Annotated in this window: 15 protein-coding genes; 2 read left to right on the forward strand and 13 right to left on the reverse strand. The window is 70.0% G+C overall.

The genetic code is table 11. The features are described 5' to 3' along the window. Window positions 1-2: 2 nt before the first annotated feature. Complete coding sequence (locus ACPYN5_RS14350) at window positions 3-1,055, reverse strand: 3-isopropylmalate dehydrogenase (RefSeq protein ID WP_424449658.1); 1,053 nt, start codon at window positions 1,053-1,055, stop codon at window positions 3-5. A 38-nt stretch (window positions 1,056-1,093) separates the two neighbouring features. After that, window positions 1,094-2,641: an MFS transporter gene (locus ACPYN5_RS14355; RefSeq protein WP_424449659.1), complete on the reverse strand. Its 1,548-nt coding sequence runs from the start codon at window positions 2,639-2,641 to the stop codon at window positions 1,094-1,096. Window positions 2,642-2,704: 63 nt separating this feature from the next. On the opposite strand from ACPYN5_RS14355, the gene ACPYN5_RS14360 reads away from it, so the two are divergent. After that, window positions 2,705-3,250, forward strand: coding sequence for a TetR/AcrR family transcriptional regulator (locus ACPYN5_RS14360; protein WP_424449660.1), 546 nt, complete (start codon window positions 2,705-2,707; stop codon window positions 3,248-3,250). Window positions 3,251-3,292: 42 nt separating this feature from the next. Here ACPYN5_RS14360 and serA read toward each other — a convergent pair whose 3' ends face one another. From serA to ACPYN5_RS14410, 10 genes are all read right to left on the reverse strand, one after another. Then, window positions 3,293-4,897, reverse strand: a complete 1,605-nt coding sequence (gene serA, locus ACPYN5_RS14365) for a phosphoglycerate dehydrogenase (RefSeq protein WP_424449661.1) — start codon at window positions 4,895-4,897, stop codon at window positions 3,293-3,295. A 137-nt stretch (window positions 4,898-5,034) separates the two neighbouring features. After that, the gene (locus ACPYN5_RS14370) at window positions 5,035-5,388 is read right to left on the reverse strand and encodes a hypothetical protein (RefSeq protein ID WP_424449662.1); all 354 of its coding nucleotides are present in this window, start codon (window positions 5,386-5,388) and stop codon (window positions 5,035-5,037) included. After that, on the reverse strand, window positions 5,388-5,906 hold the full coding sequence (locus tag ACPYN5_RS14375; protein ID WP_424449663.1) for a DNA polymerase III subunit gamma/tau: 519 nt from the start codon (window positions 5,904-5,906) through the stop codon (window positions 5,388-5,390). The genes ACPYN5_RS14370 and ACPYN5_RS14375 overlap by 1 nt, the downstream gene beginning before the upstream one ends. Window positions 5,907-5,964: 58 nt before the next feature. Then, complete coding sequence (locus ACPYN5_RS14380) at window positions 5,965-6,744, reverse strand: hypothetical protein (RefSeq protein WP_424449664.1); 780 nt, start codon at window positions 6,742-6,744, stop codon at window positions 5,965-5,967. Window positions 6,745-6,863: 119 nt separating this feature from the next. Next, complete coding sequence (ilvC, locus tag ACPYN5_RS14385; RefSeq protein WP_424449665.1) at window positions 6,864-7,889, reverse strand: ketol-acid reductoisomerase; 1,026 nt, start codon at window positions 7,887-7,889, stop codon at window positions 6,864-6,866. 34 nt (window positions 7,890-7,923) lie between these two features. Next, window positions 7,924-8,433: an acetolactate synthase small subunit gene (ilvN, locus tag ACPYN5_RS14390; RefSeq protein ID WP_071918201.1), complete on the reverse strand. Its 510-nt coding sequence runs from the start codon at window positions 8,431-8,433 to the stop codon at window positions 7,924-7,926. 1 nt (window position 8,434) lies between these two features. Continuing rightward, window positions 8,435-10,237, reverse strand: a complete 1,803-nt coding sequence (locus ACPYN5_RS14395; RefSeq protein WP_424449666.1) for an acetolactate synthase large subunit — start codon at window positions 10,235-10,237, stop codon at window positions 8,435-8,437. A 46-nt stretch (window positions 10,238-10,283) separates the two neighbouring features. Beyond that, complete coding sequence (gene ilvD / locus ACPYN5_RS14400) at window positions 10,284-11,990, reverse strand: dihydroxy-acid dehydratase (RefSeq protein WP_424449667.1); 1,707 nt, start codon at window positions 11,988-11,990, stop codon at window positions 10,284-10,286. A gap of 29 nt (window positions 11,991-12,019) precedes the next feature. Beyond that, window positions 12,020-12,811 (reverse strand): trehalose-phosphatase, encoded by a 792-nt coding sequence (otsB, locus tag ACPYN5_RS14405; RefSeq protein WP_424449668.1) that lies wholly within the window; start codon window positions 12,809-12,811, stop codon window positions 12,020-12,022. Then, window positions 12,808-14,292, reverse strand: a complete 1,485-nt coding sequence (locus tag ACPYN5_RS14410; RefSeq protein ID WP_424449669.1) for an alpha,alpha-trehalose-phosphate synthase (UDP-forming) — start codon at window positions 14,290-14,292, stop codon at window positions 12,808-12,810. Before ACPYN5_RS14410 ends, otsB begins: the two co-directional genes overlap by 4 nt. An 81-nt stretch (window positions 14,293-14,373) precedes the next feature. Here ACPYN5_RS14410 and ACPYN5_RS14415 point away from each other — a divergent pair, with 81 nt between their 5' ends. Beyond that, window positions 14,374-14,631, forward strand: coding sequence for a hypothetical protein (locus tag ACPYN5_RS14415; protein WP_424449670.1), 258 nt, complete (start codon window positions 14,374-14,376; stop codon window positions 14,629-14,631). Window positions 14,632-14,698: 67 nt separating this feature from the next. Here the strand turns inward: ACPYN5_RS14415 and ACPYN5_RS14420 are convergent, their stop codons facing one another. Next, a complete protein-coding gene (locus ACPYN5_RS14420) occupies window positions 14,699-15,883 on the reverse strand; it encodes an acetyl-CoA C-acetyltransferase (protein ID WP_424449671.1) in 1,185 nt (394 codons plus the stop codon). Window positions 15,884-15,948: the final 65 nt, after the last annotated feature.

Below are 15,948 nucleotides of genomic sequence, written 5' to 3' on the forward strand. Positions count from 1 at the left end.
GGCTACGCCCGGAGACGAGCCGCGATCGCGTCGCCGATCTGCGTCGTGGTACGGGGGTCCGAAGTCCGGTCCGCGATGTCGGACTCGACGGCGTGGGTGACGCGCCGAGCCGCCTCCGCCAGCCCGAGGTGATCGAGCAGCAGCGAGACGGAGAGGATCGCAGCCGTGGGGTCGGCCTTCTGCTGACCCGCGATGTCGGGCGCCGATCCGTGGACGGGCTCGAACATCGAGGGGAACGCGCCGTCGGGGTTGATGTTCCCCGAAGCGGCGAGGCCGATGCCTCCGGTGACGGCGCCGGCCAAGTCGGTCAGGATGTCGCCGAAGAGGTTGTCGGTGACGATCACGTCGAAGCGGCCCGGGTTCGTGACCAGGAAGATCGTCGCCGCGTCGACGTGCAGATAGTCTACGGCGACGCCGGGGTGCTCCGCGGCCACCTCGTCGACGATGCGCTTCCAGATGCCGCCGGCGTGGACCAGGACGTTCGTCTTGTGCACGAGGGTCAGCTTCTGCCGCCGGCGCCCGGCCAGCTCGAAGGCGTACCGGACGACCCGCTCGACGCCGAACGCCGTGTTCACGGACGTCTCGTTGGCGACCTCGTGCGGCGTGCCGCGCCGGATGCTTCCGCCGTTCCCGACGTAGGGGCCCTCTGTGCCCTCGCGCACGACGACGAAGTCGATCTCGCCGGGCTCGGCGAGGGGGCCCGGCACACTCGGGTAGAGCTTGGAGGGCCGCAGGTTGACGTAGTGGTCGAGTTCGAAGCGCAGCTTGAGAAGGAGCCCGCGCTCGATGTTCGCGTCGCGCAGCCGCGGGTCTCCGGGCACTCCCCCGACGGCGCCGAGCAGGATCGCGTCGTGCCCGGCGATCTCGCGCAGGTCGTCGTCGGTCAGCGTGTCGCCCGTCTCGAGATAGCGCGCAGCACCGAGCGAGAAACGCGTCTTGTCGATGACGACATCCGTTCCCGCCACGGCCGCGTCGAGGACCTTCTCGGCCTCGGCGACCACCTCGGGGCCGATTCCGTCACCCGGAATGACTGCCAGCTTCACGACGCGCGACATCGCTCTCCTCGTTCTCGGCGATGCGGCGCGCCGCGCGCTCAGTGCTCGGCGTGCCGCGTGTGGGATCCCTTCAGCGTAGTGGCCGCGACCAGACCCGCGCAGACGACCAGCACCGCGCCGATGGTCGCGGTGACCCCGACGCCGGAGTCGAACGCGTGCGCCGCGGCATCCAGCAGTTGACGACCGAGCGGCTCGGGCAGATCCTGCGCGACGTTGACCGCTCCCGCGAGCGTTTCGCGCGCGGCATCCGCGGCCTCGGCGGGAACGCCCGCCGGAACCACCATCCCGAACCGGTACATCGCCGTCAGGATGCCGCCGAGCACGGCCGTCCCGAGCACGGCACCGACCTCGTACGCGGTCTCGGACACGGCACTGGCGGCGCCGGCCTTGGCGGGCGGCGCGCTCGCGAGGACGAGCTCGTTCGAGACCGTCTCCGCCGCGCCGATACCCATACCCAGCAGGGCGAAGGCCAGCACGAGCTCGATCATGCTCTCGGCGTCCGTCAGGACCGCGATCATGACGTAGCCGGCGGCAGACAGCGCGAGGGCGACCGGGATCACGATCCGGGGAGATACGCGCCGTGAGATCGGGACGACCCCCAGCCCCGCGATGATCATCATCGCGAGGCCCGGAACGAGGGCGAGACCCGCCTCGATCGGCGACAGCCCGACGATCAGCTGCAGATGCTGCGTGACGAAGTAGAGGAACCCGACGAGGGCCACGACGCTCAGCAGGTTGACCAGCAGGGCGCCGCTGAAGGTGCCCCGCGAGAACAGACGCATGTCGAGCATCGGCTCATCCGCCCGCAGCTGACGCCGCACGAACAGCCAGCCGAAGAACACCCCGAGCACGAAGAGGACGGGAGGGAGCACGCCCCACCCCTTCACCGCGAACTCCTTGATCGCGTAGACGATCGGGACCATCGTGAGCATCGACAGCGCGATGCTCACGGGGTCGACGCGGCCGGGGTGCGGGTCACGGCTCTCGGGAACGAGGAAGGGCGCGAGCACGAGCAGCGGGACGAGCACCGGCACCGCCATGAGGAAGACCGAGCCCCAGCTGAAGTGCTCGAGCAGGACGCCGCCGACGATCGGCCCGAGGGCGGCGCCGGCCGAGAACATCGATGCCCAGACGGCGATCGCGAGGCGCCGCTGATCGCGGTCGGTGAAGATGCTGCGAAGCAGCGAGAGCGTGGAGGGCATCAGCATCGCGCCGAAGACGCCCATCGCCGCCCGCGCTGCGATCAGCAGCTCCGCGCTGGGTGCGAACGCCGCGAGGGCCGACACGGTGGCGAACCCGGTCGCGCCGATCAACAGCATCCGGCGGCGGCCGAACCGGTCGCCGAGCGACCCCATCGTCACGAGCAGGCCCGCGAGGATCAGCGGGTACACGTCGATGATCCACAGCTGCTGCGCGCTCGAAGGGCTCAGCGCGCGGGCGATCTCGGGCAGCGCGAAGCTCAGCACCGTGTTGTCCACCGACACGAGCAGCACCGGCAGCATGAGCACGCCCAGCGCCGCCCACCCCCGCCAGCCGACCCGCCGACCCTGTCGGTCTGCGATTGCGATCTCTTCTGTCAACGTCATTAGTTCACCGTCCAGCCGGTATAGTAACAGAAATGGACGCCCTGACGCGAGAGGATGGATGACATGAGTCGTCCCCCCCGTGCACGCGAGAGCGTGCTCGACGCGTACGAGCAGCTGCTCATCTCCGACGGCGCCCGCGGCGCGACGATGGATGCCGTCGCCGCTGCCGCCGGCGTCTCGAAGGGCGGGCTGCTCTACCACTACAACTCGAAGGACGCGCTCGAGACGGCGCTGCTCGATCGGATGATGGAACTGGCGCGCCTCGACGTCGACGAGATGGCGCAGCATCCGGAGGGCATCGTGGCCGCGTACCTCCGCACCTCCGTCATGGAGGACAGCGCTCTCGACCGCGCGCTCCTCGCCGGATCCCGGCTCGCGCAGAGCGGGCACGCGGGCGCGAGCGCGGCGCTCCGCGACGTCCGCACCCTGTGGGAAGAGGCGCTCCGCGGCCATACCCGCGACGAGACGGCCCTGCAGCTCGTGCTGCTCGTCGGCGACGGCCTGTACTTCAACAACGCGCTCGGCGCCGGCGCGGTCGTCGGCCCGCTCCCCCAGGGCGACGACTTCGACGCCCTCATCCGCCTCGTCCTCGACGTCGCGGCACGCTGAACGGCGTCCACGGCCGCCTGCCGTGGACGCCGCAGCGGACGATCAGACCTCGGTCAGCTCGATCTGCCGGAAGAGGTCGGCCGCGACAGCCTCGCGCATCTCGTCGAGGAGGTGGTCGGGCACCGGCGAGTCGACGGTGAGCACCGAGAGGGCACGACCCGAGGCATCCGGACGAGCGACCTGGAGACCGGCGATGTTGATGCCCGCCTCCCCCAGCTTCTGACCGTAGATGGCGACGATGCCGGGACGGTCGGCGTAGCGCATGATGACGTGGTGCCGCTCGATGGGCACCTCGACCTCGTAGCCGTTGATGCCCACGACCTTCGGCACCATGCGCGTGCCCGCGAGCGTGCCCTCGACCGTCAGCACGGATCCGTCCGACAGCGTGCCCCGGAGGATCGTGATGTTACGGTACAGCGGGCTCTCGGACTCGACGATGAGGCGGGTCTCGATGCCGCGCTGCTCGGCGAAGAGGGGCGCGTTCACGTACGACACGTTCTCACTGACGATGTTGGTGAAGATGCCCTTCAGCGCCGCGAGACGGTAGACGCTGACGTCGTAGGCGGCGAGCTCGCCCCGCACCTCGATGTCGAGGCTCGTCAGCGCGCTCGGGGCGAGGCCGGTGAAGATCTGACCGAGCTGCTCGACGAGGGCGATTCCGGGACGCACGAACGGGTCGATGACGCCGCCCGCGACGTTGACCGCGTCGGGTACGAGGTCGCCCTCGAGGGCGAGCTTGACCGACTTCGCGACCGAGACGCCCGCCTTCTCCTGCGCCTCGTCTGTCGACGCGCCGAGGTGCGGCGTCACGACGACGTTGGGCAGCGACAGCAGCGGGAATGCCGTGCCGTCCTCCTTCGGCGGTTCGCTCGTGAAGACATCCAGGCCGGCACCGGCGATCTCCCCCGTCGTGAGCGCCGTGTAGAGCGCCTCCTCGTCGATGAGACCGCCGCGCGCGACGTTCACGACGTAGGCGGACCTCTTCATGCGGGCGAACTGCTCGGTACCGATCATGCCGGTCGTCTCCGGCGTCTTCGGCATGTGGATCGTCACGAAGTCGCTCTGCGCGAGCAGGTCGTCGAGGCTCAGCAGGGTGACGCCGAGCTGCTGAGCCCGAGTCGGCGTGACATAGGGGTCGTAGGCCACGACGCTCACGCCGAAGGCCTGCAGGCGAGCCGCGATGAGGGCCCCGATGCGGCCGAGGCCGATGATGCCGACCGTCTTCTCGAAGAGCTCGGTGCCGGTGAAGGAGGACCGCTTCCAGGCACCGGCGGCGAGCGATGCGTGGGCCGCGGGGATGTGACGGGCGAGGCTGAGGATGTGACCGACCGTGAGCTCCGCGGCGGAGATGATGTTGGACGTCGGGGCGTTCACGACCATGACGCCCGCGGCCGTCGCGGCCTTGATGTCGACGTTGTCGAGACCGACACCGGCGCGCGCGATGACCTTCAGCGAGGGCGCCGCGGCGATCGCCTCGGCATCCATCTTCGTCGCCGACCTGATGAGGACGGCGTGCGCCTCGGCGAGAGCCGGGAGCAGGGCGGCGCGGTCCGCGCCGTCGACCGATCGGACCTCGAAATCAGGACCGAGGGCATCGATCGTGGCGGGCGAGAGTTCTTCGGCGATGAGCACGACGGGCTGGGGCACGGACGATCCTCTGGAGCATGCGCGGGAGCGCGGAACGGGTGGTCGCCACGACGGCCGACGGCGGTGCGGCGGGTCGTCTCAGCCTAGCGCGGCGTCGGCGACGCCCACGACCGTGTGACGCCGCGAGACCGCACGCATCAACCGCCCAGGAGCGAGGCGCCCTGCGTGATCGAGTACGACAGGATGTTCAGCCAGAACACCGCGGTGAGAGCGAGTCCGGCCAGCAGGATGAGCGCGAACGCCCCGGCACCCCGTCGGTATCCGAGCGCGAACGCACCCGCGAACACGAGGATCGGAAAGATCACGGCGCTGCCGAGGACCGCCCAGCCGAGCCCGTTCAGGCCGAGAAGTCCCGTGGCCTGGGTCACGAGATGCCCGACGGCGACCCAGACGGCGTAGGCGTAGAACAGGCCGAATCCTCCCGCGACGGTGGCCACGAGCCAGGTCGGCGTCCGCCGCGCGGGCTGCACAGTCGAGGCGTCGGTCGTCATCACAGTCCGGTTCCGATCATCGCGAAGGGCCAGGGCACGAGCAGCACGGCTCCCGCGATGAGCCACGTGAACCGCAGCCACGCGGGGCGGCCGCGGGTGAGCAGAAGGGTCACGCCGAACCAGATCGGCGGCGCCAGGATGGCCGCCACGACGGCGGGAACCGAGGCGGTGGGCGCGACGATGAAGCCCGCGACGCCGTTGAGGCGCAGTCCCCCGACGATCCAGCCGACCGTGTAGAGCAGGTAGATGCCACCGAGCACCCCGAGAGAGACGAGCGCCGCGCTGCTCATCGCGGGAGTCTCGGCCGGGACGGCGGCGGGACCGTGCTCGACCGGATCGTGTCCGACCGGATCGTGTTCGTCAGCAGCGTGCTCGGTGCGCGATGAACCGGACTGCGGCAGCGGTTCGGGTGCGGCGCCACGCGACACCGGCGCGGCCGGATCGCCCGTCGGCGCCGACACGAGTGTCGGATCGTCGTCCCCGGCCCAGCTCAGGGCATCGTCATCGCGGCTCGTCACCCGTTCAGAGTAACGCTCGCCCGCGCGATGCCGGGTGCGGGCCTCCATGCCCGAGTCGTCAGCGTCCGAGGTGACGGCCTCCGCGCAGGACGAGGACGATCACCGCCGCAGCGGCGGCACCGAGCGCACCGGCCCACGGAGCCCATACCGCCGGCTCCGCCAGGTCGGGCCCCGAGGCCATGTCGAGCGAGCCGACGCGCACGGCGTCGGTGCGTCCCGTCGGGTCCTGGGCGGGAACGGATGCGCCCAGCTCGGCGGAGCCGCCCACGTTCGGGCCGCCGTCGACCTCCGGCTCGTCCGTCGCCTCCGGCGCCGGCACGCCCGCACTCTCGCGCGGCACCAGACGCAGCAGTGCCCCGAGCCGGGCGGCGGGCGCCCGCAGTTCGGTCGGGGTCTCGATACGCGGCGGGTGCGGGGCGGGCGCCGGCTGCGCCGGGACCTCGGTTACGGGAGGCTCGGATGGCTGGGAGGGCGGAGCCGGCTCTACGGGCGGCTGACTCGGGGCGGGGGTCTCGGAGGGCGTCGGCGCGGGCTGGTCCGGGGTCGCACTCGGGGATGGTGCCGGTGCCGGTGTTTCGGGGTCGCCCGGCTCTCCCGGCGCGGGCGTCTCCGTCCCGTCGCCGGCATCGTCCTCGACGCTGTCGCCCGAGCCCGTGTCCGGCTCTGACTCGTCGGGGGTGACCGGCGACACCGCGGCATCCGACCGCGCCGTGATCTCGACGGTGTCGGGGGTGCCGGCCCAGGCGGCCGGTGCCGCGAAGGCCCCGCCGATCACCGAGGCAGCGACACAGACTGCCCCCAGGCGCGCGAAAGCGGAGGGCTTCGGCTGGCGGGACATGCATCCCATCGTAAAACGTCCCGGCAACACCGGCGCAAGCCGAAAGCCCGGCCCCTGATGGGGACCGGGCTTCCGTGGCACGAGGCCGAACTCAGCGGGGTGCCGCCGAGAGTCGCGGGTCAGCGTGCAGCGCTGCCCTCGATGTAGTCGCTGTCCTGCTGCTTCCAAGCGAACAGACCGCGCAGCTCCTTGCCGGTCGCCTCGATGGGGTGACCCTGCTCCTTCTCGCGAAGGCCGAGGAACTCGGGCGCGCCGTTGTCCTGGTCTGCGATGAAGCGCTGTGCGAAGGCACCCGACTGGATGTCGGACAGAACGGCCTTCATGTTCTCCTTGACCTCGGGCGAGATGACACGGGGGCCCGAGACGTAGTCGCCGTACTCAGCGGTGTCGGAGATCGACCAGCGCTGCTTGGCGATGCCGCCCTCCCACATCAGGTCGACGATGAGCTTGAGCTCGTGGAGCACCTCGAAGTAGGCGATCTGGGGCTGGTAGCCCGCCTCGATGAGGGTCTCGAAGCCGTACTGCACGAGGTGGCTCATGCCACCGCACAGCACCGCCTGCTCGCCGAACAGGTCGGTCTCGGTCTCCTCGGTGAAGGTCGTCTTGATGACGCCCGCGCGGGTACCGCCGATGGCCTTGGCGTACGACAGCGCGGTGTCCCACGCCGAGCCCGATGCGTCGCGCTCCACGGCGATGATGTCGGGGATGCCGCGGCCGGCGACGAACTCGCGACGCACCGTGTGGCCGGGAGCCTTGGGGGCGACGAGGATGACGTCGACGCCCTCGGGAGCATCGATGTAGCCGAAGCGGATGTTGAAGCCGTGGGCGAACGCGAGGGTCTTGCCCGCGGTCAGCTTGTCCTTGATCGAGTCGGCGAAGATCGAACGCTGGTGCTGGTCGGGGGCGAGGATCATGATCAGGTCGGCCCACTCGGCGGCATCCGCGACACTCTTGACCTCGAAGCCCTCGTCCTGCGCCTTCGCGGCCGACTTCGAGCCGTCCTTGAGGGCGATGACGACCTCGACGCCCGAGTCCCGGAGGTTCTGGGCGTGGGCGTGGCCCTGCGAGCCGTATCCGACGATCGCGACCTTCTTGCCCTGGATGATGGACAGGTCGGCGTCGTCGTCGTAGAAGATCTCGGCCATGTTCGTGTTTCTCCTTGATTCGTGGTTCGGAAGGTCAGCCGCGCAGGACGCGCTCGGTGATGCTCTTGCCACCGCGCCCGATGGCGAGCAGACCCGACTGGGCCAGCTCCTTGATGCCGAAGGGCTCGAAGGCGCGGAGGATCGCGTCGATCTTGCCGCGGTCTCCGGTCACCTCGACCACCAGGGCGTCGGGGGCGTAGTCGACGATCGCGGCCCGAAACAGGTTGGCGACCTCGATGACGTTGGAGCGCGTCTGGTTGTCGGCGCGCACCTTGATGAGGATGTGCTCGCGCTGCACCGACGACGAGAAGTCGAGCTCGACGATCTTGATGACGTTGACGAGCTTGTTCAGCTGCTTCGTCACCTGCTCGAGCGGCAACTCCTCGACGTCGACGACCACGGTGATGCGCGAGAGACCCGGCACCTCGGTGACACCGACCGCGAGCGACTCGATGTTGAAGCCGCGTCGGGCGAACAGCCCGGCGACGCGGGTCAGCAGACCCGGCTTGTCCTCGACCAGGAGGCTCAGCACGTGGCGCGACATCTCAGGCCTCCTCGTCGAATGCGGGCGCGTGCTCGCGGGCGTACTGGATGTAGCTGTTGCTGACTCCCTGCGGAACCATCGGCCAGACCATCGCATCGGCGCTCACGACGAAGTCGATCACCACGGGCCGGTCGTTCGTCTCGAGCGCGAGCTTGATCGCGTCGTCGATCTGGTCCTCGGTCTCGACCCGGATGGCGAGGCAGCCGTACGCCTCGCCGAGCTTGACGAAGTCGGGGATGCGGGCGGTGCCGTGTCCGGTGTTGAGGTCGGTATTGGAGTGGCGCCCATCGAAGAAGAGCGTCTGCCACTGCCGCACCATGCCGAGCGAGGAGTTGTTGATGATCGCGACCTTGATCGGGATCTGGTTGATGACACAGGTCGCGAGCTCCTGATTGGTCATCTGGAAGCAGCCGTCGCCGTCGATCGCCCACACGACGCGGTCGGGCTCGGCGACCTTCGCCCCCATGGCCGCCGGGACCGCGTAGCCCATGGTGCCGGCGCCGCCGGAGTTCAGCCATGAGTTCGGGCGCTCGTACTTGATGAACTGGGCCGCCCACATCTGGTGCTGCCCGACACCGGAGGCGTAGATGGCCTCCGGTCCGCTCAGCTCGCCGATGCGCTGGATCACGTGCTGCGGCGACAGCAGGCCGTCGGTGGTCGGCGCGTAGCCGAGCGGGAACTCCTCGCGCAGCCCGTCGAGGTAGGCCCACCACTCGGTCGTGTCGGGCTGGCCGTCTCCGATCACGCCGCGGAAGGCCGACTCGAGGTCGACGAGCACGTCGCGCACATCGCCGACGATGGGCACGTCGGCGAAGCGGATCTTCGAGATCTCGGCGGGGTCGATGTCGACGTGGACGACCTTGGCGTGGGGGGCGAAGAGGGCCGCCTTGCCGGTGACTCGGTCGTCGAAGCGGGCACCGAGCGCCACGATGAGGTCGGACTCCTGCAGCGCCAGCACGGCGGGAACCGTGCCGTGCATGCCGGGCATGCCCAGGTGCTGCGGGTGCGAGTCGGGGAACGCCCCCCGTGCCATGAGCGTCGTCACGACGGGCGCACCGGTCGCCTCGGCCAGGGTCAGGAGTTCGTCCGACGCCCGACCGCGGATGACGCCGCCGCCGACGTAGAGCACGGGCTTCTGCGCTTCGGCCAGCAGCTGAGCCGCTGCCTGGATCTGCTTGCCGTGCGCCTTGGTCACCGGCCGGTAGCCCGGCAGATCGATCTTCGGCGGCCAGATGAAGGGCGCCGTGTTCTGCTGCGCATCCTTGGTGATGTCCACCAGCACGGGGCCGGGACGACCGGTGCCGGCGATCTCGAACGCCGCGGCGATGGCGCCGGGGATCTCGTCGGCGGACTTGACCAGGAACGAGTGCTTGGTGATCGGCATGGTGATGCCGACGATGTCGGCTTCCTGGAAGGCATCCGTCCCCATGAGGGTCGAGAAGACCTGACCGGTGATGCACACGAGCGGCACCGAGTCCATGTAGGCGTCGGCGATCGCGGTCACCAGGTTGGTCGCGCCCGGACCCGATGTGGCGATCGCGACACCGGTGCGGCCGGATGCCGCGGCGTAGCCCTCGGCGGCGTGCCCGGCGCCCTGCTCGTGACGGACGAGGATGTGGCGGACCGCCTCATCGTCCATCAGCGGGTCGTAGACGGGCATGATCGCGCCGCCGGGCAGCCCGAACACCTCGGTGACACCGAGGTTGTCGAGCGAGCGGACGACCGCTTCGGCTCCCGTCATCACGGGTGCCGAAGGAGTGCGGGACGGCGGCCGGGGAATGGCCGCGGAGATGTCGGTGGACATGGTGATGAACCTCGCTGGAGAAGAGGAGAGGATGCCGAAGCCGAAGTCAGCCGGTGGTCGCGCCCTCCGCGGCGGAGCGCACGAGCTTGGAGTACTTGGCCAGGACGCCACGGGTATAGCGCGGGGGAAGAGGAGCCCAGCCGTCACGGCGGGCGTTCAGCTCAGCCTCGTCGACGAGTAGGTCGAGGGAGCGAGCCGCGATATCGACCCGTATCAGATCACCATCGCGCACGAATGCGATGGGACCTGCGTCCACCGCTTCGGGTGCTATGTGGCCGATGCACAGGCCGGTTGTGCCGCCTGAGAATCGTCCGTCCGTCAAGAGTAGTACATCTTTTCCGAGCCCGGCGCCCTTGATGGCTGCGGTGATGGCGAGCATCTCGCGCATGCCCGGACCCCCCTTGGGGCCTTCGTAGCGGATGACGACCACATCGCCGGCGACGATCTCACCGCGGGTGAGCGCGTCCATCGCGGCACGCTCGCGCTCGAAGACCTTGGCGGGGCCCTCGAACACCGCGGCGTCGAAGCCGGCCGTCTTGACGACCGCACCCTCGGGCGCGAACGAGCCCTTGAGGATGGTGATGCCGCCGGTCGCGTGGATGGGATCGTCGAGCGTGCGAATGACCTTGCCGTCGAGCGGGTCGGGGTTCAGGTCCGCGAGGTTCTCGGCGACGGTCTTGCCCGTGACGGTGAGCGCGTCGCCGTGGATGAGTCCTGCGTCCAGCAGCGCCTTCATGAGCACGGGGATGCCGCCGTGGCGGTCGACGTCGGCCATGACGTAGCGCCCGAACGGCTTCATGTCGGCGAGGTGGGGAACCTTGTCGCCGATGCGGTTGAAGTCGTCCAGCGTGAGCTCGACCTCGGCCTCTCGCGCGATCGCGAGCAGGTGGAGCACGACGTTGGTCGAGCCGCCGAGCGCCATCGCGACGGTGATGGCGTTCTCGAACGCCTTCTTGGTCATGATGTCGCGCGCCGTGATGCCCTGGCGAAGGAGGTTCACCACCGCCTCGCCGGACCGGTGCGCGTAGTAGTCGCGACGGCGGTCGGCCGAGGGCGGCGACGCCGAACCGGGCAGGCTCATCCCGAGCGCCTCGGCGACCGAGGCCATGGTGTTGGCCGTGTACATGCCGCCGCAGGCGCCTTCGCCCGGCGCGATGGCGCACTCGATGCGCTTGAGGTCTTCCTCGCTCATGGTGCCGGCCTTGCAGGCGCCGACAGCTTCGAAGGAGTCGATGATGGTGACTTCCTTCTCGGTGCCGTCCGTGAGCTTGACCCAGCCCGGGGCGATCGAGCCCGCATAGAGGAAGACACCGGCCAGGTCGAGGCGGGCCGCCGCCATCAGCATGCCCGGAAGCGACTTGTCGCACCCGGCGAGGAGCACGGAGCCGTCGAGGCGCTCGGCCATCATGACGGTCTCGACGGAGTCGGCGATGACCTCGCGCGAGACGAGCGAGAAGTGCATACCCTCGTGGCCCATCGAGATGCCGTCCGAGACGGAGATGGTGCCGAACTGCAGCGGATAGCCGCCACCGGAGTGCACGCCCTCCTTCGCGCCCTGTGCGAGCCGGTCGAGGCTCAGGTTGCAGGGGGTGATCTCGTTCCAGCTCGACGCGATGCCGATCTGGGGCTTGTCCCAGTCCTCGTCGCCCATGCCGACGGCACGGAGCATGCCTCGGGAGGTCGTGGCTTCGATGCCGTCGGTGACGGCACGACTGCGAGGCTTGATGTCGATGGTCTCGGAGCTGTCGGGCATTCTCGAATTCTATGCCCGCCGGCCGGGGCTCATTCCCGCGCGCGGGCCTCGGCGATCCGCCCGAGCAGAGCCGCCAGCGCGGCGGCATCCGCGACCCGGTATTCCGCGACGCTCTCTCCCCCACCCACCCGGATCCCGACATCACCCGCATCGAGCGAGGCGAGGGCGTCCTCGTCCGTCACGTCGTCTCCGGCGAAGAGGACGACGTCAGCGCCGACGCGCTCGCGGAGGCTCCGCACGGCCGAGTCCTTGCCCTCGTGGCGCGAGGCGAACTCGAGGATGTCCTGACCGGTGCGCCGGCGCCAGGTCGGCGCCTCGGCCCGCACGAGGTCGTCGATCCGAGCGATCGCCTCGGCGGCGCCGTCGCGGTCGGCCAGGCGAGTGTGCAGGCCGAAGCCGAACCGTTTGTGCTCGATCCACGCGCCGTCGACGCCGCCGACGATCCGCTCCGCCTGCGCGGTGAGCGCGTCGCGCAGGGCCGCGTCGTCGTCGGCATCCTGCTCGCCGTCGGCATCCGGATGCCAGAACTCGGCGCCGTGGGAACCGGCGAGATGGATGAGCGAGTCGGGCTCTCGCTCGGAGATCTCGGCGAGGTGCTCGAGCGTGCGCCCCGACACGAGGGCGACGGTGGTCTCGGGCGCGTGCGCCAGGCGAGTGAGCGCATCGCGCGCGGCGGGCAGCATCCGCGCCGACATCGGGTCATCGACGAGGGGCGCGAGGGTGCCGTCGAAATCGAGCGCGACGAGCAGGTGCCGAGCTTCCGCAGCGCGAGCCACGGCCGCCTCGAGCCCGACGGGATCCGTGAACTCGACCGCGCTCATTCGCCCGCCTCCGCCTCGGACTCGGCCTCGGTCGCCGCTGTCGAGACGGCGCGCGCCGCATCCGTGGCTCCGTTCTGCTGTGCCGCGGCCGCCAACGCGTCGAGGAACGATCGCGACCAGTCGTCGACGTCGTGCTCGCGGACGCGCTTGCGCAGCGCCCGCATCCGACGTCCCTGCTCGGCCGTCGGCATCTCGATCGCCCGCACGATGGCGTCCTTCATCCCGTCGATGTCGTGCGGGTTGATGCGAACGGCGCTCGCGAGCTCGTCTGCGGCGCCGGCGAACTCGCTCAGGACGAGCACACCGCGGTTGTCGACCCGGCTGGCCACGTACTCCTTGGCGACGAGGTTCATGCCGTCGCGCAGAGCGGTGACGAGCATGACATCAGCCGCCAGGAAGAGCGCGACCATCTCCTCGCGCGGGAACGCCTGGTGCAGATAGCGGATCGCGCTGTGCCCCCAGGTGTCGTGGTCGCCGTTGATGCGTGCGACCGTCAGCTCGATCTCGTCGCGCAGCTGGACATACGACTCGACGCGCTCGCGGCTCGGGCTCGCGACCTGGACGAGCGTCGCATCCTCGACCGAGACCCGGCCGTCTTCGATGAGCTCCCCGAACGCCTTCAGGCGGTGACGGATGCCCTTGGTGTAGTCGAGGCGGTCGACGCCGAGCAGCACGGTCTTGGGGTTGCCGAGGTCTTCGCGGATCTCGGCGGCCCGGGCTCGGATGTCGGGCCGCTGCGCGAGCTCGATGTAGTCGTCCGTAGAGATGGAGATCGGGAACGCCTTCGCGAGGGCGGTGCGGTGTCCCCCGCCGGCGGCCGGAACGCGGATGCCGGCGGCCTTGGTCTCGTAACGCAGCTGGCGCCGGACCGCACGGGCGAAGTTGCCGGCATCGGCCACGCGCTGGAAACCGATGACGTCGGCGCCCAGGAGGCCCTCGAGCACCTGCTTGCGCCACGGAAGCTGCGAGTACAGGCCATAGGCCGGGAAGGGGATGTGGTGGAAGTAGCCGATCGTGAGGTCGGGCCGCATGTCGCGGAGCAGCTTCGGCACGAGCTGCAGCTGATAGTCCTGCACCCACACGGTTCCGCCATCCGCCGCGACAGCCGCTGCGGCCTCGGCGAACCGACGATTGACGCGCTGATACGCCTCCCACCAGTTGCGGCGGTATCGCGGGGCGGCGATGACGTCGTGGTAGAGGGGCCAGATCGTGTCGTTGGAGAAGCCCTCGTAATAGTCCTCGACGTCTGCAGCGCTGAGCGCGACGGGTACGAGGCGCATGCCGTCGAAGTCGAAGGGCTCGAACTCGAGATCGGGCTTGCCCGGCCATCCCACCCATGCGCCCTCGGTGCGCCGCATGACCGGTTCGAGGGCGGTGACGAGCCCTCCGGGCGAACGGCGCCACTCGCCGTCGCCACCACCGTCCGTGTTCCGGTCAACCGGCAGCCGGTTGGCGACGACGACGAAATCAGCGGTGCTCATGCATGCCTCCAGGCTGCGATCGGCGGTGGGGCCAGCCTACCCGCGCACCCGGCAACCCCTGTGGGCGGCTACGTTTGTGATATGCGCAAGTACCTCTTCGGCACCGGTCTCCTCCCTGCGATCACCGGCGGCGTGACGCTTCTCCGCTCCGCCCGCAGCGACGAGCCCTTCACGTGGCGCACCGCGCTCGCGTGGCTGAGCTGGGGCATCACGATGGCGCTCGCCGTCGGCGCGATCGTCGACAGCTACCGCGGCGCCCGGGGCCGCCTGATCGACGGCGATTCGAAGGTCGACCGCGACAAGGTCTTCACCGAGCGCGTCACGCGCAACCGGCGCTAAGCGGCGCGGGTCCGCTGAGCGGCTACGGCGGTGTTTCGCTGAGCGGCGCTGCTTCAGCGCGTCATGATCAGCGGGTCAGGATGAGCGCTTCGCCCTGACCGCCGCCGCCGCACAGGCCCACGGCGGCCGTTCCCGAGCCGCGGCGGGCGAGTTCGTGCGCCAGGTGCACGACGAGCCGCGCGCCGGAGGCGCCGATCGGGTGACCGAGGGCGATGCCGCCGCCGTCGACGTTGACCACGTCGGACGAGACTCCCAGGCGGCGCTCCGAGGCCGCCACCACCGCACCGAAGGCCTCGTTGATCTCGACGAGGTCGAGATCGGATGCCGCCAGCCCCTGCTTCGCCAGCGCTCGCTCGATCGCGGCGGCGGGCTGTTCGTGCAGCGAGTTGTCGGGTCCGGCGACCTGTCCGTTGGCTCCGAGCACGGCCAGAACCGTCCACCCCTCTCGCTCGGCGCGCGGGCGCGTGGTCAGGACCACCGCCGCGGCCCCGTCGGAGATCTGAGAGGCATTTCCTGCGGTGATGTCGCCGTCCTTCGCGAACGCGGGTCGCAGGCCCGCGAGAGTCTCGACCGTGGTGCCAGGCCGGATCCCCTCGTCCGTGTCGACGAGCACCGGCTCGCCGCGACGCTGGGGCACCGAGACGGGGGCGATCTCGGCGGCGAAGCGGCCCTCGCGGCTCGCAGCCGCGGCCCGCTGGTGCGACCGCGCGGCGACGGCATCCTGGTCTTCGCGGTTGACGGCGTAACGCGCGTTGAGACGCTCGGTCGAGGCGCCCATGCTCTCGCGGTCGTGCGCGTCGGTGAGGCCGTCGAACGCGGCGTGGTCGAGAACTTCGACTGAGCCGTACGACCAGCCCGACCGTGATCCCGGAATCAGGTGGGGCGCGCGGCTCATCGATTCCATGCCGCCCGCGACGACGACTTCCGCGTCGCCGAGGGCGATCATCTGCGAGGCGTCGATGATCGCTGTGAGACCGGACAAGCAGACCTTGTTCACACTCGAGGCCGGGACGTCCCAGCCGATGCCGCCCGCGAGAGCCGCTTGACGTGCCGGATTCTGGCCGTTGCCCGCGGGGAGAACCTGTCCCATGATGACGGCGTCGACGGCGGCAGCCGGCACACCCGACGCGGAGAGCGCTCCAGCGATGGCGGCGCCTCCGATCTCCGGGGCTGGAACCGACGAGAGGCTCCCCTGCAGGCGACCCTGCGGCGTGCGTGCGGCGGCGACGATGACGATCTCGGGCGCGGTCATACGTCCAGCCTACGAGCGTCGTGGTGATGCGAGCGCAGGGGGTACGGGCGGGGGCGGGCGGGCCG

Source organism: Microbacterium arborescens, from assembly GCF_049707515.1.
Lineage (GTDB): Bacteria > Actinomycetota > Actinomycetes > Actinomycetales > Microbacteriaceae > Microbacterium > Microbacterium arborescens_B.